At 62.7% G+C, this 17,997-nt stretch carries 20 protein-coding genes; 7 read left to right on the plus strand and 13 right to left on the minus strand.

The annotated features are described in order from the left end of the window. The first annotated feature begins 213 nt into the window (after positions 1-213). Genes ACODR6_RS29030 through ACODR6_RS29045 form a run of 4 tightly spaced genes read left to right on the plus strand, consistent with a single transcriptional unit; the run spans position 214 to position 4,048 of the window. On the plus strand, positions 214-1,182 hold the full coding sequence (locus ACODR6_RS29030; protein ID WP_203428715.1) for an aliphatic sulfonate ABC transporter substrate-binding protein: 969 nt from the start codon (positions 214-216) through the stop codon (positions 1,180-1,182). Between the two features lie 26 nt (positions 1,183-1,208). Continuing rightward, entirely contained in the window at positions 1,209-2,357 is a 1,149-nt protein-coding gene (ssuD, locus tag ACODR6_RS29035) for an FMNH2-dependent alkanesulfonate monooxygenase (protein WP_489025885.1), read from the plus strand. Positions 2,358-2,380: 23 nt separating this feature from the next. Then, positions 2,381-3,217 (plus strand): ABC transporter permease subunit, encoded by an 837-nt coding sequence (locus ACODR6_RS29040; RefSeq protein ID WP_489025887.1) that lies wholly within the window; start codon positions 2,381-2,383, stop codon positions 3,215-3,217. A gap of 9 nt (positions 3,218-3,226) precedes the next feature. Then, positions 3,227-4,048 carry an ATP-binding cassette domain-containing protein gene (locus ACODR6_RS29045; protein WP_489025889.1) on the plus strand — a complete coding sequence of 274 codons (822 nt, stop codon included), beginning with the start codon at positions 3,227-3,229 and terminating at the stop codon, positions 4,046-4,048. A gap of 5 nt (positions 4,049-4,053) precedes the next feature. On the opposite strand, the gene ACODR6_RS29050 is transcribed toward ACODR6_RS29045, so the two are convergent. The 9 genes from ACODR6_RS29050 to ACODR6_RS29090 all read right to left on the minus strand — a co-directional run bounded on the left by ACODR6_RS29050 (position 4,054) and on the right by ACODR6_RS29090 (position 11,286). Then, positions 4,054-4,545 carry an SRPBCC family protein gene (locus tag ACODR6_RS29050; protein ID WP_489025891.1) on the minus strand — a complete coding sequence of 164 codons (492 nt, stop codon included), beginning with the start codon at positions 4,543-4,545 and terminating at the stop codon, positions 4,054-4,056. After that, the gene (locus ACODR6_RS29055; RefSeq protein WP_489025893.1) at positions 4,542-4,877 is read right to left on the minus strand and encodes an ArsR/SmtB family transcription factor; all 336 of its coding nucleotides are present in this window, start codon (positions 4,875-4,877) and stop codon (positions 4,542-4,544) included. Before ACODR6_RS29055 ends, ACODR6_RS29050 begins: the two co-directional genes overlap by 4 nt. Further along, positions 4,874-5,566, minus strand: a complete 693-nt coding sequence (locus ACODR6_RS29060) for a glutathione S-transferase family protein (RefSeq protein ID WP_130278157.1) — start codon at positions 5,564-5,566, stop codon at positions 4,874-4,876. The genes ACODR6_RS29055 and ACODR6_RS29060 overlap by 4 nt, the downstream gene beginning before the upstream one ends. A 92-nt stretch (positions 5,567-5,658) precedes the next feature. Then, positions 5,659-7,032: a hypothetical protein gene (locus tag ACODR6_RS29065; RefSeq protein WP_489025895.1), complete on the minus strand. Its 1,374-nt coding sequence runs from the start codon at positions 7,030-7,032 to the stop codon at positions 5,659-5,661. A gap of 417 nt (positions 7,033-7,449) precedes the next feature. Continuing rightward, positions 7,450-8,262 (minus strand): class I SAM-dependent methyltransferase, encoded by an 813-nt coding sequence (locus tag ACODR6_RS29070; protein ID WP_489025897.1) that lies wholly within the window; start codon positions 8,260-8,262, stop codon positions 7,450-7,452. A gap of 82 nt (positions 8,263-8,344) precedes the next feature. Then, positions 8,345-8,611 carry an usg protein gene (locus ACODR6_RS29075; protein WP_112716649.1) on the minus strand — a complete coding sequence of 89 codons (267 nt, stop codon included), beginning with the start codon at positions 8,609-8,611 and terminating at the stop codon, positions 8,345-8,347. 161 nt (positions 8,612-8,772) lie between these two features. Next, positions 8,773-9,603, minus strand: coding sequence for an ABC transporter permease (locus tag ACODR6_RS29080; RefSeq protein ID WP_130278160.1), 831 nt, complete (start codon positions 9,601-9,603; stop codon positions 8,773-8,775). Continuing rightward, complete coding sequence (locus ACODR6_RS29085; protein WP_199629497.1) at positions 9,600-10,403, minus strand: ABC transporter permease; 804 nt, start codon at positions 10,401-10,403, stop codon at positions 9,600-9,602. Before ACODR6_RS29085 ends, ACODR6_RS29080 begins: the two co-directional genes overlap by 4 nt. Positions 10,404-10,515: 112 nt before the next feature. After that, positions 10,516-11,286 (minus strand): ABC transporter substrate-binding protein, encoded by a 771-nt coding sequence (locus ACODR6_RS29090; protein WP_130278161.1) that lies wholly within the window; start codon positions 11,284-11,286, stop codon positions 10,516-10,518. 317 nt (positions 11,287-11,603) lie between these two features. On the opposite strand from ACODR6_RS29090, the gene ACODR6_RS29095 reads away from it, so the two are divergent. Further along, positions 11,604-13,835, plus strand: a complete 2,232-nt coding sequence (locus tag ACODR6_RS29095) for an OmpA family protein (RefSeq protein WP_489025901.1) — start codon at positions 11,604-11,606, stop codon at positions 13,833-13,835. A gap of 50 nt (positions 13,836-13,885) precedes the next feature. Here ACODR6_RS29095 and mobB read toward each other — a convergent pair whose 3' ends face one another. The 3 genes from mobB to ACODR6_RS29110 are packed head-to-tail and all read right to left on the minus strand — an operon-like array spanning position 13,886 to position 15,953. Next, entirely contained in the window at positions 13,886-14,407 is a 522-nt protein-coding gene (gene mobB, locus ACODR6_RS29100; protein ID WP_489025903.1) for a molybdopterin-guanine dinucleotide biosynthesis protein B, read from the minus strand. After that, the gene (mobA, locus tag ACODR6_RS29105; RefSeq protein WP_203428723.1) at positions 14,404-15,036 is read right to left on the minus strand and encodes a molybdenum cofactor guanylyltransferase MobA; all 633 of its coding nucleotides are present in this window, start codon (positions 15,034-15,036) and stop codon (positions 14,404-14,406) included. The genes mobB and mobA overlap by 4 nt, the downstream gene beginning before the upstream one ends. Positions 15,037-15,044: 8 nt before the next feature. Next, positions 15,045-15,953, minus strand: coding sequence for a DMT family transporter (locus ACODR6_RS29110; RefSeq protein ID WP_489025905.1), 909 nt, complete (start codon positions 15,951-15,953; stop codon positions 15,045-15,047). A gap of 248 nt (positions 15,954-16,201) precedes the next feature. On the opposite strand from ACODR6_RS29110, the gene ACODR6_RS29115 reads away from it, so the two are divergent. After that, positions 16,202-16,393: a hypothetical protein gene (locus tag ACODR6_RS29115; protein ID WP_130278166.1), complete on the plus strand. Its 192-nt coding sequence runs from the start codon at positions 16,202-16,204 to the stop codon at positions 16,391-16,393. Positions 16,394-16,419: 26 nt separating this feature from the next. On the opposite strand, the gene moaA is transcribed toward ACODR6_RS29115, so the two are convergent. Then, positions 16,420-17,484, minus strand: a complete 1,065-nt coding sequence (gene moaA / locus ACODR6_RS29120) for a GTP 3',8-cyclase MoaA (protein ID WP_489025907.1) — start codon at positions 17,482-17,484, stop codon at positions 16,420-16,422. Between the two features lie 116 nt (positions 17,485-17,600). Between moaA and ACODR6_RS29125 the strand changes: the two genes are divergently transcribed. Continuing rightward, positions 17,601-17,975 (plus strand): gamma-butyrobetaine hydroxylase family protein, encoded by a 375-nt coding sequence (locus ACODR6_RS29125; protein WP_489025909.1) that lies wholly within the window; start codon positions 17,601-17,603, stop codon positions 17,973-17,975. Positions 17,976-17,997 lie beyond the last annotated feature (22 nt).

Below are 17,997 nucleotides of genomic sequence, written 5' to 3' on the forward strand. Positions count from 1 at the left end.
GAAGGCTGGAAAGGCACCGCCGGCTGGCGGCGGTACGCCAACGCGGCACCCGGAGAATAAAATTCTGCGGGAGCCCGGCAATCCGGTCAGGAAAATTTCCGCCGCGCCAAAACTCACAAATATAATTGTCGATCTAATTTATAGAGTTTCTCATTATCAGGTCATCGCAACGCAACGGTGATGCGCTTCGTATCGCCGATAAAGGGGAAAGCCATGATCTCACGCCGTCAGACCCTTGGTCTCTTTGGGGCCGCAGCAGCTGCCGCCGTCCTGCCATCCATCAAACCGGCGCGGGCGGCTGCTGCCACCGAGTTCCGCATCGGCTGGCAGAAGAACGGCGTGCTGGCGCTCGCCAAGCGGCGCGGCGCGCTGGAGGCGCGGCTTGCGGACAAGGGCATTTCGGTCAGCTGGTCGGAATTCACCTCGGGGCCGCCGCTGCTCGAAGCGCTCGGGGCAGGCGCTCTTGATTTCGGCGCGACCGGTGACGTGCCGCCGCTCTTCGCGCAGGCTGCGGGTGGCCATCTCTATTATGTCGGAACCTATCGCGGCAGCCCGGCGGCGTCGGCGATCCTGGTGCACAAGGATTCTCCGATCCAGAAACTCGAAGACCTGAAGGGTGCCAAGCTAGCCTTCAAGCGCGGCTCCAGCGCCCATAACGTCGCCGTCAAGGCGCTGCGCAAGGGTGGGTTGACTATCGATGACGTCCAGGCGCTCGATCTGGCGCCGCCGGATGCTGCTGCCGCCTTCAAGACCGGCAGCATCGATGCCTGGTCGATCTGGGATCCCTACCTCGCCATCGCCCAAGCCGATCCCGATACCCGGGTGCTGACGACCGCCGAAGGGCTCGTCGATTCCTACAGCTTCTTCCTCGCCAATCAGGACTTCACCGACAACAACGGCCAGGTGGTCGTCGATGTGATCGACGAGCTCGCCAAAGTCGGCAAGTCGGCGCAGGGCAAGCTCGATGAGACCGTCAAGGAGCTTTCCGAGATCACCGGTGTTCCCGCCGATGTGACGCGCATCACCCTCAGCCGCCCGGGCGCCGATCTTGGTGCCGTGACGACGATCACCGATGGCGCTGCGGCCTACCAGCAGGCCTTGGCTGACGAGTTCTACGCGCTTGGTATCGTGCCGAAGAAATTGACGACCGGCGATATCGTCTGGCGCCCGAAGGCCAGCTGAGCCGTATTTCACGAAAGGACAATTTGATGAGTTCCAAACCAATCGATTTTCTCTGGTTCATTCCGACCTCCGGCGACGGCGCCTATCTCGGCTCCTCCGACCAGACGCGTGCGCCTGAGATCGGCTACATGACGCAGATCGCCCAGGCAGCCGATCGCCTCGGCTTTTCCGGCGTGCTGCTGCCGACAGGCGTTGCCTGCGAGGAATCCTTCGTCACGGCGGCGGCGCTTTCGCAACATACGGAGAAGCTCAAGTTCCTGGTGGCGATCCGTCCCGGCACGGCGTCTCCAGCCTATTACGCACGTCTGGCGACGACGCTCGACCGGGTCTCGAACGGCCGCGTTCTCCTGAATATCGTCGTTGGCGGGAGCCCGGCCGAACTTGCCGGTGACGGTATCTTCCTGCCGCATGACGAGCGCTACGACCATGCCAACGAGTTCTTCGATGTCTGGGAGGAGCTGCTGGAAAAGGGCGTCGCCAGCATCGACGGCAAGCATATCAAGGCGACCAATGCACGCCTCGGCTTCCCGTCCTACCAGAACCCGCGCCCGCCGCTCTATTTCGGCGGCTCCTCCGATGCCGGCATCGACTTCGCCGTCGGCCGCGTCGACAAGTATCTGACCTGGGGTGAGCCTCCGGCACAGGTGGGGGAGAAGATCGAGCGCGTGCGCGCGGCTGCCGCCAAGAAGGGCCGCGAAGTCAGCTTCGGCATCCGCCTGCATTTCATCGTCCGCGAGACGGACGAAGAGGCATGGGCGGCCGCCGATCGGCTGATCTCCAAGCTCGACGATGCGACGATCGAGGAAGCGCAGCTTCGCTTTGCCAAGGAGTCCGACTCCGTCGGTCAGGCGCGGATGGCGGCGCTTCATGGTGGCCGCCGCGACAAGCTGGAAGTGTCTCCGAACCTCTGGGCCGGTGTCGGCCTAGTGCGCGCCGGCGCCGGTACGGCGCTGGTCGGTTCGCCGAAAACGGTCGCGGCGCGGCTGCGCGAATATCAGGAACTCGGCATCGAGACGGTGATCGGCTCCGGCTATCCGCATCTGGAAGAGGCCTATCGCGTTGCCGAATTGCTGTTTCCCGAGCTCGGTCTCGATCAGCCGGACGATTTCGGTTCGAAGCAGGTATTCGCCGGCGGCAGCCATGGCGGCAACCTGAAGGTCGTGTCGGGCTCCTGATCAAAGCAAGCGAGGAGAAGAGCATGTCGGTATTCGAAACGCCGTTTGCGCGGGTTGCGGCAGGGACGTGCCGCCGGAAGGGCCGGGCGCTGCCCGCCTTCCCCAGTGGTGCGGCGCTGCTGGCCTATCTCCTGCCGGTGACAATCGTCATCTGCTGGCAGATCGCCTCGTCGGCCGGGTTCATCTCCTCGCGCATCATGCCGTCTCCAGCCGATGTCGCCGTCGCCTTCTGGTCGACGACGATTTCCGGCCAGCTGCCGCATGACGTCTTGGTCAGTGCCGGGCGCGCCTTTGCGGGCCTGCTGGTCGGCGGCGCGATCGGCTTCCTGCTCGGCATCGCCAACGGCGTTTCGAAGGTCTCGGAGCAGCTGACGGATACGACGCTGCAGATGCTGCGCACCATTCCGCATCTGGCGATGATCCCGCTGGTCATCCTGTGGTTCGGGATCGGCGAGGAATCGAAACTGTTTCTGACCTCGCTCGGCGTGCTCTTCCCCGTCTATCTCAACACCTATCACGGCGTGCGCAATGTCGATCGCGACCTTATCGAGATGGGCCGCGTCTATGGCATGGGCAGCTGGACGTTGTTCCGGAAGGTGATCTTTCCAGGCGCGCTGCCGTCGATCTTCGTCGGGCTGCGCTATGCGCTGGGGATCATGTGGCTGACGCTGATCGTCTCCGAGTCGATTGCCGCCTCCTCCGGCATCGGCCACATGGCCAACAATGCGCGTGAATTCATGATGACCGATGTCGTGGTGCTCGCGCTGGTGATCTATGCGGTGCTCGGCAAGCTTGCCGATGTCGTTGCCCGGGCGCTGGAGCGGCGGGCGCTCACCTGGAACCCGATCTATCAGCAATAGGAGCTGGCGATGAGCGTGATCACCCGTGAACGTTTCCACGGCTCCATCGAGCCGGATCATGTGGAGCACGGCGAGAAGCCTGCGACACCGCCAGCCGGGGCGGCATCCATCACCCTGACCGGGCTGGAGAAGAGCTTTGGCGGCAACCGCGTGCTGCGCGGCATCAATCTGCATATTCCGGCCGGTCAGTTCGTCGCCGTCATCGGCAAGAGCGGCTGCGGCAAGAGCACGCTGCTGCGGGTACTGATGGGCCTCGATCAGCCGACGGCGGGCGGCATCCGCTTCGAGACCGCTGATGGTAACGGCGAGCGGCCGAATGCGCGCATCGTCTTTCAGGAGCCGCGGCTTTTGCCCTGGCTCAGCGTGGCGGAGAATGTCGCGGTCGGTCTCGGCGATGGGATCGACAAGCGTCTGGCGCTCGCCGAAGCAGCGGCCGTGCTTTCCGAAGTGCAGCTGGCGGAGAAGGCGAAGGAGTGGCCGTCACGGCTCTCAGGCGGTCAGCGACAGCGTGTGGCGCTGGCCCGCGCACTCGTCAGCAAGCCCGGCGTGCTGGCGCTCGACGAGCCGCTCGGCGCGCTCGATGCGCTGACGCGGATCAGCATGCAGGAACTGATCAACCGCGTCTGGCGCGAGCTCGGTTTCACGACGGTTCTCGTTACCCACGATGTCAGCGAGGCGGTGCATCTGGCGGACCGGGTGATCGTGCTGGAAGAAGGGCGGATCGCGCTCGATCTCGACATTCCCCAGCCGCATCCGCGCCGGCATGGCAATCCGGAACTTGCCGAGCTCGAAGGCAGGCTGCTCGGCGCCATTCTCGGGACTGGACGCTGAGGATATCAGTGGACGCCGCCGGCCTCGCGCTCAAGGAACGCCTCGAAACTGTCGAGGCCGAGCTCGGTGCCCTGGCGGCGCATTCCGTCGTCAGGATAGCCGTCGAGGAAGACGACCTGCTCGGTGAAGAGCATGCGGGTGCCTGCCGCTGATGGCTCGAAGGTGACGGTGGCGAGCGACACGGAAATCCTGGTTTCGCCAAGCCGCATCTCATAGGCGTAGACGATCCTGATGTCCTCGACGACATCGAGATAGTGGGCGTCATAGGCATGCAGGAGGCCGTCGCCATCGGCCGTGTAATTGCGCTCGCTGCCGCCGGGGCGGAAATCCAGGCGGTATTCCAGCGTCGTCCAGTCGCCGTGGCAGGCAAACCATTTCTGTTTCGAGGCCGGATCGGCCCAGGCGCGGAAGGCGCGCTTCGGGTCGGCCTTCAGCTGCCGCTCGATGGTGAAGGTCGTGTGGACGGCGGAGCCGGGGCTTGCTGGTGTCACGGTCAAGGCTTGGGTTCCTCTTCGGCAAGAAGCAGGTCTAGGCGGTCGAAGGCGGAGTTCCAGCCGGCCTTGCGCTCGCCGATCCATCGCTCGAGCTCGGCGAGGCGCTCCTGGCGCAGCTGGTAGGTGCGCACACGGCCGGTCTTGGCGGATTGCACGAGGCCGCTCGTCTCAAGCACGTTCAGATGTTTCATCACCGTCGGCAGCGCCATCGGGAAGGGGGCGGCAAGCTCCATCACCGAGGCGGGACCGAGGCCGAGACGGTCGATCATGCCACGGCGGCTGCTATCCGACAGCGCGTGGAACATCCGGTCGAGAGAGATGGCATCGATCGTCATTCGGCAGGCATCGCCTTGCGGATCGCCTCAGGCAGCTGGTGCTTGTAGGGATAGAACTTGAAATAGGGCAGTGCTTCCTTCAGCACGCGGGCGAAGGAGGGGCGGTGCACGAGCCGCTCGTAATAGGCCGACAGCTTCGGCCGCTCCGCGCCGAAAGGAACGAGCGTTTCGCTGTAGAACAAGGCGGGGGCTGCGGCGCAATCGGCCATGGTGAAGCTGTCGCCGGTGATCCAGAGGCTGTTTGCCAGCTGCCGCTCGATCATGTCATAGGCCATGGCAAGCGTGGCGCGCGCCTCGCTCTCACCCTGCGGATCCTTGGCATCGGCGGCGCGCATCTTGTCGGCAACGATCCTCTGCATCGGCGTCTGGATATAGAGATCGAAGAAGCGGTCCCAGAGGCGCACCTGAAGGGCACGGTCCGGATCCAGCGGCAGCAGATGCGCTTCGCCCGGATAATGCCGGTCCAGATATTCGATGATGATGCTGGTTTCCGGAATGGTGCTGTCACGCGCCTCATCCCGCAGGATCGGCATCTTGCCGACTGGCCAATAGCGGAACAGCTCGGCCCGCGAACCCTCATCCGAGAGATCGACCAGCCGGTCCTCGAACGGCGTGCCGTTCTCATAAAGCGCGATCAGAACCTTGTGGCAGAAGGAGGCGAGCGGATGTCCGTAGAGCACGAGCGGCATGGGCATGGCCTTTCAGCTGTTGGAAACTTTGCTGAAAGGCTAAGTATCAGGGTGTGGCAGTTTTGGCAAGGGATAGTTTGCTGAATGGGTAACTATTGGGTTGGCTCGTCATCTCGATGCTTGGGCTGCGGGTGTTCTGTCGAATCGAGAGTTTTCGAGGCAGGGCCCAAATCCCTGGACATTTCCTGCCAGATGCGCCGAAGCCGCCGCACATGCAAATCGTCGGCAATCCAGCTCATCATGTGTTCAACGCATTTGGTGGTAGTCTCCGGTTTCGTCGCAATGACCTCGCAGGCCCAGCGGCAATAGTTCTCGATCGTGGTCGGTTCGATGATATAGCCAGCCGGAGATTTTTCCTTTGTTGCCGTGTCCTGCGGTGGAGGTGGTGGCGGGCCTTGCTCCGGAGGCAATACCGGTTCCGCTGGCGGCGGCGCGCCGGGTTCGGCCTTAGGCTCTGCTGTTGCGGCGGCTGCGTGATCCGCAGCGTCTCTATGCTGCACGGCAGACTTCAACATGAAGGGCTTCAGTCCGCTGATCTTCGCGATGGTGCGCATCTCATCATTCGGGGCGAACAGGAGACCGGCGAATATCCTGTCGAACTCGTCAGGGTCGTTTTCGCCGCCGTCCTTTCGCTTGTAGCTCAAGGCCCGTCCCAGATCGAAGATGGTCCGGACATTCATCTGCCGCAGCAGCAGGAAGCGGTCGAGGCCGACGGTATGGCAGAGTTGCGCCTGACTGATCCAATCGACAGCCTGGAAGATTTTGAACGGGGATTCGATATGCAACAGGATCGGATTGTAGGTCGCGAGGTTCTGCACGTCATAGATACCGCATTCCTCCAGGCGAAAGCGCGTGAAGTAGTCGATGCCGTCGATGACATCGAGGGGCGTCAGCCGGGTGACGCTGGTGAAGCGGTCGTCATCCATCTTTACCCAGGAGATGAACGACTGCAGGTGCAAGGCCAGGAACTTTGTTGCGCTCTGAGGCAGCAAGCCGAGAAGGGGTGCGAGAGCGACCCAGGTCAGAGGAATGCCGCTCCCTGCCGGCTGCGTGCTCGGGCCGGTCAGAATATGCTGCAAATCCCCGACGGGATCAGGAAATGTCCTGAAGAGAATGAGGACGAAGATGACCGAGGCGAAGATCTCCACCGTCTGCCAGATGAAGGTATAGGCCGACAGATCGAAGACGGCGAGGCTCCGGACGAACTGCCGGGCGGCAGCAACGAAGGCGCCGGAAAACGCGAGCGAACCAATGATCTGAAGCGATCGTACGTCGGCACTGCATCCGATACCGGCGGCCCTCGTCGGCCCGCACCATGTGGGAAGACCATCAGCGAGAGTGTCGTAAAGTTCGGCGAAGCCGAAATAGCAGACAACAACGAAACCCAGCGACGACAGAAACAGCCGGAGGTCCCCAAGATTGCCGATCGTTCTGGAGGAGCGGATTGCATTCTCGATCTCCTCCACCATCCTCTCGGCGTCCCATTTTCGGGTGCTGGAGGATGCTTTCGGCGTGATGAGATCGGTTATGTATTTCGATGCCACGAATTCGAGCGAGGGATTTCCGCCTGCCGGGCCATCGTCATGATGCAGCTTGGTAGCGGGGTAAGTGGCTATGAAATCGGAGATCGTTCTCAGCCGCGTGACGCGGATTTCGTTCCTGCTGTAAAGCAAAAGGATCGGAACGAATAAGGCGAGCGCCAATGCCGACAACCGGATGTCCGCAAAGATGGTTTTGATCAGCCCTAGGAGATGCGCTTCGCTCCAGGCCAGTGACAGATCGCCCATTGAAAAAGCCCCCGGTTTCCCACCGGGAGCTTCCTGTCATCAGTCGATATTGTCTACTAACGACATAAACTCATAGGTTGTTTTCGAGAGACTCAATCAACCCGCCAGCTTCGCGATCACCAGATGCCCGGGGCTCGGTTCGCCTTCCTGCATGCGCACGTTGATGCCGGTCATTTCCACGAGCTCGAAGCCCGTCGCGGTCAGGCGTTCGCGGATGTAGCTTTCGGCGTGGAGGAAGCGCTGGTGGGGGCCGACGGCGTAGGGGCGGGCGTCGGCCTGCGGCAGGGTTTCGGAGGAGAAGATGAACAGGCCGCCGGGCGTCAGGTTTTCGGCGGCGCCGAAGAACAGCGGCTCGAGGGCGCCGAGATAGGGCAGGACGTCGGTGGCGGTGATCAGGTCGAAGGCATCCTCGTCGTTGTCGTCGAGGAAGTCCTCGACTTCGGCGACGAACAGCGTCTCGTAAACGTCCTTCTCATGGGCGATCTCGACCATGTTTTCGGAGATGTCGATGCCGGTCATGTCCTCGCAGAGATCCCGCAGCGTGCCGCCGGTGAGGCCTGTGCCGCAGCCGAGGTCGAGCATGCGCTTGAACGGGCCGAGCTTCAGCTCCTGCAGGCGCTGGCGCACCATCATCGGTACGTGATAGCCGAGCTGCTCGACGAGCACGTCCTCGAAGACCTCTGCATGCTGGTCGAAGAGGGTTTCGACATAGGCGTCGGGGGCGCGCACCGGCGTCTCGCCGCGGCCCATCGAGGCGATGCGGACGGCGGCACCGCCATGATCCTCGGGGTCGATCGCCAGCACTTCCTCATAGGCCTTCACGGCCGCATCGACGTCGCCAGCCTTTTCCAGGGCAAGCGCGCGGTTATAGGCCTCGGCCAATGCCTCTTCGTCGATCTTCTTTGCCATGCCGGTCCACCTTTTCGTTGTCACGCAAGCCTCTAAGGCGGTGAGGCCGCTTTGGCAATGGCGGGCGTTGCCTGCCGGCCTTTCAGTGGATGACGAATTCGCCGCGCAGCGCGCGCCATTCCGTTGCCGAGATCAGCTTGCGGTGGATGTAGCGGACGGAGTGCAGCGGGCCGTCGAGCTTTTCCTGCCAGAATTTCAGGAAGCCGCGCATTTCGGGGAAATCGGGAGCGAGGTCGTATTCCTGCCAGATGTAGGTCTGCAGGATCGCGGGATGATCCGGCATGCGATAGAGGATCTGCGCCGTCGTCAGTCCATAGCCCTGCAGCTGCTTTTCCATGTCCTTGTTCATGTGCATCTCGCTTTCGTTCCCACTACCGCTTATTAGCGGCAGATAAAATGGAAACACGGCGCGGTTAACCGAAGCTTGACATGCAGCGGGCAAAAGAACCATTCATTTTTGTTTGATTTCAATAGTTTGGCAGCATCCCGCAGGGAGTGCTGCCAAACCTGTCAGCGCTGCAGGTGGCGCGTCAGACGGCGCTCGATCCAGTTCCAGAAATGGCGGAGCGCTTCGACCATCGTCAGGTAGAAGATCGCAGCCCAGAGATAGGTCTGGTAATCGAAAGTGCGAGAGAAGGCGTAGCGGGTTTCGCCCATCAGGTCGAAGACGGTGATGATGGCGACGACGGCCGAGCCCTTGATCAGCAGGATGATCTCGTTGCCGTAGGGACGCAGCGCCACGATCAGCGCCTGCGGCAGGATGATCTTGCGGAAGGCCACGGTCTTGGAAACGCCGAGCGAGTCTGCGGCCTCATGCTGGCCCTTCGGCACGCTCTCGATGGCGCCGCGCAGGATTTCGGCCTGATAGGCGGCGGTGTTGATGGTCATCGAGAACAGGCCGCAATACCAGGCGTCGCGGAAGAACCACCAGAGACCGACGGATTCCAGCTGCGGGCGGAAGCCGCCGAGGCCGTAATAGACGAGGAAGAGCTGCGCCAGAAGCGGCGTGCCGCGGAAGACGTAGACGTAGCAATAGGCGAAGCCACTGAGGAACCTGTTCGTCGACATTCTGGCGAATGCCAGCGGCAGGGACAGGACGGCGCCGCAGATGACCGAGATCGTCACCAGGATGATCGTCGTCATCAGGCCGTGCAGATAGCGCGGTCCGTAACGGGTGAACTTTTCGGGATCCCAGCCGGCGACGACCATGTAGATCAGCGTTGCGGCAAGAGCGAGCCAGATCAGCACGAGAACCGAGCCGGTGACGCGCGCCGCCGAGAGAGGCTTGGCGATATGCTTGGGCGCCGGCTGCGGCGGGATAAGGGTTTCTGCAACGCTCAACGGCGGACCTCCGAGCGCTTGGCCCAGCGTTCGATATAGCTGAGGCCGTAGGAAGAAATGACAGCGAGCACCAGATAGATGATGCAGGCGAGCAGATAGAAGAAGAAGGCCTGCTTGGTGACGCGCACGGCGACGGCGGTCTGGCGCAGGATGTCGGCTAGGCCGATGATCGAGACGTAGGACGTATCCTTCAGGAGGATCATCCAGAGATTGGTGAGGCCGGGCAGGGCGATGCGCACCAGCTGCGGCAGGATGATGAGGCGGAGCGTGCGGCCGCGGTGGAAACCGAGCGCGTCTCCGGCCTCGTACTGGCCCTTCGGAATGGCGCGGAATGCCGAGAGCAGCACTTCCGAACAATAGGCGGAGAAGACGACGGCAAGGGCGATCATGCCGGCCACGAAGGCGTTGATCTCGATCCGCTCGTCATAGCCGAAGGAGGCGAGCGCCGACTGGATGAGGATCTGCATGCCGTAATAGATGATGAACAGCGTCAGAAGCTCGGGCAGGCCGCGGAAGATCGTGGTGTAGATGCCGGCGGCGAGCCGCACCGACTTTTCTTCGGATTGCTGGCCGAGCGCCACGAGGAAGCCGATGACCAGGCCGACCGGCAAGGTCAGCAGCGCCACGGCGACGGTGGTTTTCAGGCCGACGGCGATTTCATCGCCCCAGCCGGTATCGCCGCAGGCGAGGATCGTCGACTGGCCGAACCAGGTGAAAAGACCGGCAGGTCCGCATAGCGGATCGAAAACATACCCTATCCAGGCCCAGAGCGAGCCCAGCGCGGAAAATAATCCGCCCATCCAACTTTCCCCTCACGGCTTATGCCGTTTTGATCTTTAGCATGTTGTCAGACAAAAATGGCGGAAGAGCAAGCCTTCCGCCATCATCTTTACAGGTCAGTTACAGTTTTTCTCAATCGCCGTAAACGTTGAAATCGAAGTACTTGTCCTGAATTTCCTTGTACTTGCCGTTGGCGCGGATCGCAGCGATCGCGGTGTTCAGCTTGTCCTTCAGCGGGTCGCCCTGGCGGACGGCGATACCGGCGCCAACGCCGTTGATTTCCTTGTCGACCGGCAGGGTCGTGAGGATCTTGCAGCAAGCGCCGGCGTCCGACTTTACCCACTGCGAGAGAACGACGACGTCGTCGATAACGGCGTCGATACGGCCGTTCGAAACGTCGAGCTTGTACTCGTCGGCAGTCGGGTAGAGCTTCAGCTCGGTGTCGGCCAGGTGCTTTTCAGCATAGTTGGCGTGGGTGGTCGACGTCTGGGCGCCGATCGTCTTGCCCTTCAGGCCGGCGACGTCGGTGATCGTCGAGTCCTTCGGCACGGCGATTGCCGGCGGGGTGTTGTAGTACTTGTTGGTGAAGTCGACGAGCTTCGAGCGCTCCGGCGTGATCGACATGGACGAAACGATCATGTCGAACTTCTTGGCCTGGAGAGCCGGAATGATGCCATCCCAGTCGTTGCTGACGAAGGAGCATTCAGCCTTCATCTCGGCGCAGAGTGCCTTGGCGATGTCGATGTCGAAGCCCTTGATTTCGCCGCTGGCATCGACGAATTCGAAGGGCGGGTAGGTCGAGTCGGTGCCGATCACATACTTTTCGCCATCGGCCATTGCCGAACCGGCGAAGAGGGACAGCGCTGCAAGCGAAGCTGCGGCGAGGAGGTTGGAGATACGCATGAGGATCCTCTCTGTTGGTGACCGCTGCGTCTTTTTCTTATTCGGCAGCGGCCATAATGCGGCGGGCATCAGCACCGCCTTGGCGCGATAATCAAACCTTTTTTTTGCAAATTGCAACTGGAATCGCGCACCATTGTTGCGTCGCAAACTATGACCAAGATGAACGAAGGCGGACCGGGACGTTCATAGCGGGTTAATCCAGGCGTTTCTAAAAAATGCATGGAACAAATCCGGGCCTCGGAAATTTCGGTCCCGACCCAACATGCGGGGTGTCAAAACTGAACACCCCCAATAGCCAATAGGAACGAGGAAACCCAATGGGCATGAAATCAAGATTGTTTGCCAGCGCTGCTTTTCCGCTGCTGTCGCTGACACTGGCCGTTACGCCGGTGCATGCGTCGGCACTCGGAGGAACGAGCGCGGCATCGTCGCCCCAGGTGGTCAGCGGTTCGTATGAGGTCGCGCAGGATGCACCGTCGGATGAAGAGATCCTGAAGAAGCGCCACAAGCAGCCGCAGGCCGAAGAGCAACAGCAGCAGGAAGCGCAGCCGCAGGCCGAGCAGCAGCAGGAACAGCCGCGCCGCAAGCAGCGCGAGGCGCAGCCGCAGGCAGAAGAGGCAGCGCCCCAGGCCGAGCAGGCTCAGCCTTCCGAAGAACAGCAGCCGCGCCGCAAGAAGCGTGAGGCAGCCCCCGAGCCGGAGCAGGCCGCTCCGCAGGTGGAGCAGGCACAGCCGGCCGAAAACCAGGAACAGCCGCGCCGCAAGAAGCGCGAAGCCGCCCCTGAGCCGCAACAGCAGGAGCAGCAGGCAGCCCCGCAGGCCGAACCTGCCGAGCAGCCGGCCGAAAAGCCTCGCCGCAAGCGCGACCAGCAGCCCGCCCAGCAGGAGGCCGCTCCCGCGCAGAACGAGGCCCAGCCGCAGGGCGAACAGGCCGCTCCTCAGGTGGAGCAGGCCAAGCCCCAGACCGAAGAGGCCCAGCCCGAGCAGCAGCGTCCGCGCAAGGGCGACAAAAAGCAGCAGCAGGCAACCGAAGGCGAACAGCAGCAGGAACCTGCCGCCAAGCCCGGCCGGAAGAATGCCCAGCAGCAGGGTGAGCAGCCCGCCGAAGGCAAGACGCCGGTTCCGTCGGAATCGCCGGCTCCCGATCAGGCGCCTGTCCCGGCCGAATCTCCGGCACCCGCAAAGCCGCCGGTTCCGGCAGAACCCGATCAGGCACAGAAGCCTGCACCTGAGGGCCAGCAGCAGCAGGGCGAGCAGCAGCTCAAGCCCGGCCTGCAGCCTGGCGCCAACACTGCCGAGCAACCTGCAGCCAATGGCCAGCAGCCTGTCGTCGAGCAGGCGATCCCGGCACCTGAGAAGGTAACGCCGCAGGAGCTGGAGCGCCGCAAGCAGATCGCCGCCGATCCGAGCAAGAGCACGGAAACCGTCGTTCTGCCGGTCGAAAACGGCGCGGCCGTGCTCGACAGCGACAAGGATGCCGACCGCTCCGGTGGCCGCGATGGCCGGCGCCAGCGCGACCGCCAGCGTGCGGCCGAGACGCAGCAGGAGATCTTCGTGCCGAAATCGGATGCCGATGCGCAGCGTGCAGCCGGTGGCGAAGCACGCCCGCCGGTCAAGATCGAAGCCGTCACGGCCGAGGAAGGCCGCCGGCTCGACCGCCGTCCGCAGTTCCAGCGTCCTGACGGTGCGCAGGTCGAAGGACGTGTTGGCGATGACAACCGCGTTCTGCTGCAGATCAACAACAATATCGTGGTGCGCAGCGACGACGACCGCCGCTTCATCCGCGATGGCGAACGGCCGATCTACGAGCAGCTGCCGCGCGACCGTTATCGCGAAACGATCGACCGTCCGGATGGCTATCGCATCGTGACGATCCGCAACCGCTACGGCGACATCATCCAACGTTCGCGCGTCGACAGCCGCGGCCGCGAGTATGTGCTCTACTACTCGCCGGAGCTCTACGACAATCCGGACCAGGATTACTTCGAGGATCCGGGTGCCGATCTGCCGCCGATGCGTCTGCAGATCCCGGTTCGCGACTACATCATCGACACCAGCAGCGATCCGGATCGTGACTATTACGACTTCCTGCGCGAGCCGCCGGTCGAGCCTGTCGAGCGCGTCTACTCGCTGAACGAGGTAAAGTATTCGGCCCGTATCCGCGACAAGGTGCGCCGTATCGACCTCGATACGATCACCTTCGCCACCGGCAGCGCCGAGATCCCGATGAGCCAGGCGCGCAGCCTGCGCAAGGTCGCGGATGCCTTGAACGAGGTGCTGCAGAAGGACCCGAGCGAGACCTTCCTGATCGAGGGCCATACCGATGCCGTCGGTTCCGACCAGAGCAATCTGGTTCTCTCCGACCAGCGCGCGGAATCGGTCGCCAACGTGCTCTCCGATGTCTACGGCATCCCGCCGGAAAACATGGCGACGCAGGGCTATGGCGAGCGCTACCTGAAGGTCAACACGGCTGGTCCGAACCAGGAAAACCGCCGCGTTACCATCCGCCGCGTCACGCCGCTCGTGCGTCCGGTGGCCTCCAACAACTGAGGCAGGTAAATCTGAGAACAAGAAAGCCGCCGGGCGACCGGCGGCTTTTTCTATGCCGTGATGGCGGGAAGACCGAGCCTCGCCGCGATGAAATCGGCGATCGCCATCGTGTCGTCGAGATCGAAGACGGGCAGGGTATTCTCCGTCACCGGATGGTCGGCGGCGATGGCGCAGATATGCGGGTCGGTCGGCGCCAGCGGCTCGCGCTTGGCGGCCTCCAGGCGGCGGGCCTCGATCTTCGGGATCGGCTCGCGCTTGTAGCCCTCGATCAGCACGAGATCGCAGGGAGCGAGGCGGGAGAGGATGTCCTCGAAGGCAGGTTCGGGTTCGCCGCGCAGTTCGTGCATGATGGCAAAGCGGGTGCCGGAGACGATCGTCACCTCATGGGCGCCGGCCTGTCGGTGGCGGTAGCTGTCGGCGCCGACCTTGTCGATGTCGAAATCATGGTGCGCGTGCTTGATCGTCGAGATGCGGTAGCCGCGGCGGGTGAACTCCTCGACGAGGCGCACGGCAAGGCCTGTCTTGCCCGAATTCTTCCAGCCGGCAATTCCGAAGACGCGCGGCGTGCTCATGGCGAGAGCGCCCGCAGCCAGCGCTCGGCTTCGACGAGGTCGTCGGGAGTGTTGATGTTGAAGAACGGGTCGAGAAGCGCGGCGCGCGTCGGGTGCAGCGGAAACTGAACTTCCGCAACGTCATGCCGTAACAGGAAGTCGCGGACGCGACGCTTTTCGTCAGTGGCAATCCAGGCTTCGAGGTCTGCAGCGAGCGCCACGGGCCAAAGGCCGAAGACCGGGTGGCTGCGGCCCTCGGAAGCGGCGATCGCGATCTTTTCCGGATGGTCGGCGGCGGCGATGAAGTCGGATACGAGCTCGGCCGGGAAGAAGGGGCTGTCGATCGAGACCGTCACGACATGGCTGACGCCGTCGAGCCTGGCGGCATAGGCCATCGCAGCATGGATGCCCGCCATCGGCCCGGCCTTGCCGGGAATGATATCGGGGATGAAGACGAGGCCGCATTGCGGCTCGCTGCCGGCATTGACGGCGACGGTGGAGACCTGTGGGGAGAGCCGTGCGATCGCATGGTCGAGAAGCGGCCGGCCGCCGAGCATTGCCGCAGCCTTGTCCGTCCCCATGCGCGAGGAGCGGCCACCGGCCAGGATGACGCCCGGGATTGCGGTATTTGCGAGTGAAAAATCTGCCATTGCTTATCTCAGACGGGGCTTCTCGGCTCGGATTCCTGGGCCAGGGGAGCGACGCGGCGCTTGGCCTCACGATAGAAGGTATAGAGGCCGGAAGCTATGACGATCGCCGCACCCGCCAGCGTCCAGGCGTCGGGGACCTCGGCGAAGAAGATGAAGCCGAGCAGGCCCGAGAAGATCAGGCTCGTATAGCGGAAGGGCGCGACGAAGGAGACTTCGCCGGTGCGCATGGCGGTGATCACGGACTGGTAGCCGATCAGCACGAGGACCGATGCCATCAGCAGGTGCGACAGCGCCGTCAGCGACGGCGTATGCCATCCACCGAGCGCCGGCATCAGCAGGGCGCCGAAGAAGGCGACAGTGATGGCGGTGACGACAGTCACCATCAGCGAGGGGATTTCCGGATCGATCGAGCGGGTCGCGAGGTCACGGCCGGCTGTCGTCAGCACGCTGGCGACGCAGAGCAGGGCGGCCGGCGTGAAGCCTTCCGGGCCGGGGCGGATGATGATCATCACGCCGATCAGGCCGACAAGGATCGCCGACCAGCGGCGCCAGCCGACCGGCTCACGGAAGAACAGGGCCGCACCGAAGGTGACCACCAGCGGCAGCGACTGCAGGATCGCCGAGGCATTGGCGATCGGCATCATGCCGAGCGCGGTGATATAGGTGACGGCAGCGAGCATCTCGCAGAGGACGCGCAGGATGATGATCGGCTTCAGGATGATCGTCCAGGAGCGGAGCGCGCCCATCTTGCGGGCGATCAGGTAGATCAGGATGCTGGTGAACAGGCCGCGGATGAACATGATCTCGCCAGCGTTCATATCGCCGATGACGGATTTCGAGAGCGCGTCGCTGGCCGAAAAACCGGCCATGGCCATGCTCATGTAGATTGCGCCCTGGGTATTGCGAGACCGCGACATGCGAAGAGATTCCCGATAGTTCTGACGCCCTTGTAGAAGGGAACCGGCGGGAATGAAATCGATTGCAAGCCACAGTCTGCATAAATCGATTGCGCAGCGCACAAATTGGCGGCAGCCATTTCAAACTGTTCGAGAACGAACAGATGGGCGTTGCCGGACGGATCTTTTGAACAAACGCGATCGCGTGGCGTTGACCATGGGAAGAAAGCCGCGCCGTGCGCGGCTGGTGAACCCGAAGGGAGATCCCTATGCCGACAGAAATTCCCAATCCCGCCGAGACGCCCCGCGGCCCGACACCGGCACCCGGTGTTCCCGATCGCGTGCAGGAAAAGCCGCCGCTGACGCCGGCGCAGGACCCTGCAGACAACAAGAACCCCAACGACCCGACACCGCCCGATCCGGCGCTATTGCCGATCGGCGATCCGGCCGGTGCGGCCTGAACGGTTGATCTAATTGGAAAGAGAAGTCACCCGCCGGTGACGCTCATATGGCGAGCGACGGCGGGTTTCTTGTGCGTGCGGTCGATGATGAAATCGTGGCCCTTGGGCTTGCGAGTGATGGCTTCGTCGATCGCGGCATAGAGGAGGCCGTCGTCTTCGGTGGCGCGCAGCGCGGAGCGCAGGTCTGCGGCGTCATTCTGGCCGAGGCACATGTAGAGCGTGCCGGTGCAGGTGAGGCGGACGCGGTTGCAGCTCTCGCAGAAATTATGGGTCATCGGGGTGATGAAGCCGAGGCGACCGCCAGTCTCGGCGACCTCGACATAGCGCGCCGGGCCGCCGGTCTTGTAGCCGATATCCTCAAGCGTGAACTGCTTTTCGAGCGAGGCGCGAAGCTCCGACAGGGGCAGATACTGATCGGTGCGGTCTTCATCGATCTCGCCCATCGGCATCGTCTCGATGACGGTCAGGTCCATGCCGCGGCCGTGGGCGAAGCGCAGCATGCCGGGAATCTCGTCCTCGTTGAAGCCTTTCAGCGCCACCGCATTCAGCTTGATCTTCAGCCCCGCCTTCTGCGCGGCATCGATGCCTTCCATGACCTTTGAAAGCTCACCCCAGCGCGTCACCTTGCGGAACTTGTCGGGGTCGAGCGTGTCGAGCGAGACGTTGATGCGGCGTACGCCGCAATCATAGAGCTCTTCGGCATGGCGGGCGAGCTGCGAGCCGTTGGTGGTCAGGGTCAGCTCCTCAAGACCGGTGCCAACCTGTTTTCCGAGCTCGCGGATCAGGAACATGATGTTCTTGCGCACCAGCGGCTCCCCGCCTGTCAGGCGGATCTTGCGCACGCCCTTGGCAATGAAGGCGGAACAGAGCCGGTTCAGCTCTTCCAGCGTCAACAGATCCTTCTTCGGCAGAAAGGTCATGTTTTCGGCCATGCAATAAGTGCAGCGGAAATCGCAGCGATCGGTCACGGAGACGCGCAGATAGGAGACGGCCCGGCCAAACGGGTCGATCATCGGGCTTGCATCCGCCACGAGCGGTGCAGCGCTTCCTATCCTTCCGACATTGCTGTTCACGAATACCTCCGCAGTCATGCTAATGTGGTCATATGTGACTGTGCCGTCAAGGTAAACGGCACAGATGCACGGCAAATTGAGCTTGCCAGAAAATGCGGCTTTGCCTACTCAACAAAGGCGAACGGAGAGCATCAATGAGCGACATCTGGCCCACCGAACTCAGGGTTTCCAAAGACCGGCAGCGGCTTGCCGTGACTTTTAACGACGGTCAGAGCTTCGATCTGTCTGCAGAAATGCTGCGCGTGCTCTCGCCTTCGGCCGAAGTGCAGGGGCATGGGCCGGGGCAGAAGGTCACCGTGCCGCGCAAGCGCAACGTCGCGATCATCTCGATGACGCCGACCGGAAACTATGCCGTGCGCATCGGCTTCGACGACATGCATGATACCGGCATCTTCACCTGGACCTATCTGCGGGAACTCGGCGAGCGGGGCGTTGAGCTGTTTGCCGGTTACGAAAAGGAACTGGCCGAGAAGGGCATGAGCAGGGACGTCTCGGCGCAGCCGCGCTGATTGAGCAACAGCCATAGGGGGC

The sequence above is a fragment of the Rhizobium sp. FG96 genome (assembly GCF_057808655.1).

Bases quoted from the DNA above. Each gene is read 5' to 3' on its own strand.
- ACODR6_RS29085 (WP_199629497.1), bottom strand. From the start codon at position 10,403: ATGGGCGGATTATTTTCCGCGCTGGGCTCGCTCTGGGCCTGGATAGGG.
- ACODR6_RS29040 (WP_489025887.1), top strand. From the start codon at position 2,381: ATGTCGGTATTCGAAACGCCGTTTGCGCGGGTTGCGGCAGGGACGTGC.
- ACODR6_RS29090 (WP_130278161.1), bottom strand. From the start codon at position 11,286: ATGCGTATCTCCAACCTCCTCGCCGCAGCTTCGCTTGCAGCGCTGTCC.
- ACODR6_RS29125 (WP_489025909.1), top strand. From the start codon at position 17,601: ATGAGCGACATCTGGCCCACCGAACTCAGGGTTTCCAAAGACCGGCAG.
- ACODR6_RS29055 (WP_489025893.1), bottom strand. From the start codon at position 4,877: ATGACGATCGATGCCATCTCTCTCGACCGGATGTTCCACGCGCTGTCG.
- mobA (WP_203428723.1), bottom strand. From the start codon at position 15,036: ATGGCAGATTTTTCACTCGCAAATACCGCAATCCCGGGCGTCATCCTG.
- ACODR6_RS29070 (WP_489025897.1), bottom strand. From the start codon at position 8,262: ATGGCAAAGAAGATCGACGAAGAGGCATTGGCCGAGGCCTATAACCGC.
- mobB (WP_489025903.1), bottom strand. From the start codon at position 14,407: ATGAGCACGCCGCGCGTCTTCGGAATTGCCGGCTGGAAGAATTCGGGC.
- ACODR6_RS29060 (WP_130278157.1), bottom strand. From the start codon at position 5,566: ATGCCGCTCGTGCTCTACGGACATCCGCTCGCCTCCTTCTGCCACAAG.
- ACODR6_RS29045 (WP_489025889.1), top strand. From the start codon at position 3,227: ATGAGCGTGATCACCCGTGAACGTTTCCACGGCTCCATCGAGCCGGAT.
- moaA (WP_489025907.1), bottom strand. From the start codon at position 17,484: ATGACTGCGGAGGTATTCGTGAACAGCAATGTCGGAAGGATAGGAAGC.
- ssuD (WP_489025885.1), top strand. From the start codon at position 1,209: ATGAGTTCCAAACCAATCGATTTTCTCTGGTTCATTCCGACCTCCGGC.
- ACODR6_RS29110 (WP_489025905.1), bottom strand. From the start codon at position 15,953: ATGTCGCGGTCTCGCAATACCCAGGGCGCAATCTACATGAGCATGGCC.
- ACODR6_RS29115 (WP_130278166.1), top strand. From the start codon at position 16,202: ATGCCGACAGAAATTCCCAATCCCGCCGAGACGCCCCGCGGCCCGACA.
- ACODR6_RS29095 (WP_489025901.1), top strand. From the start codon at position 11,604: ATGGGCATGAAATCAAGATTGTTTGCCAGCGCTGCTTTTCCGCTGCTG.
- ACODR6_RS29075 (WP_112716649.1), bottom strand. From the start codon at position 8,611: ATGAACAAGGACATGGAAAAGCAGCTGCAGGGCTATGGACTGACGACG.
- ACODR6_RS29030 (WP_203428715.1), top strand. From the start codon at position 214: ATGATCTCACGCCGTCAGACCCTTGGTCTCTTTGGGGCCGCAGCAGCT.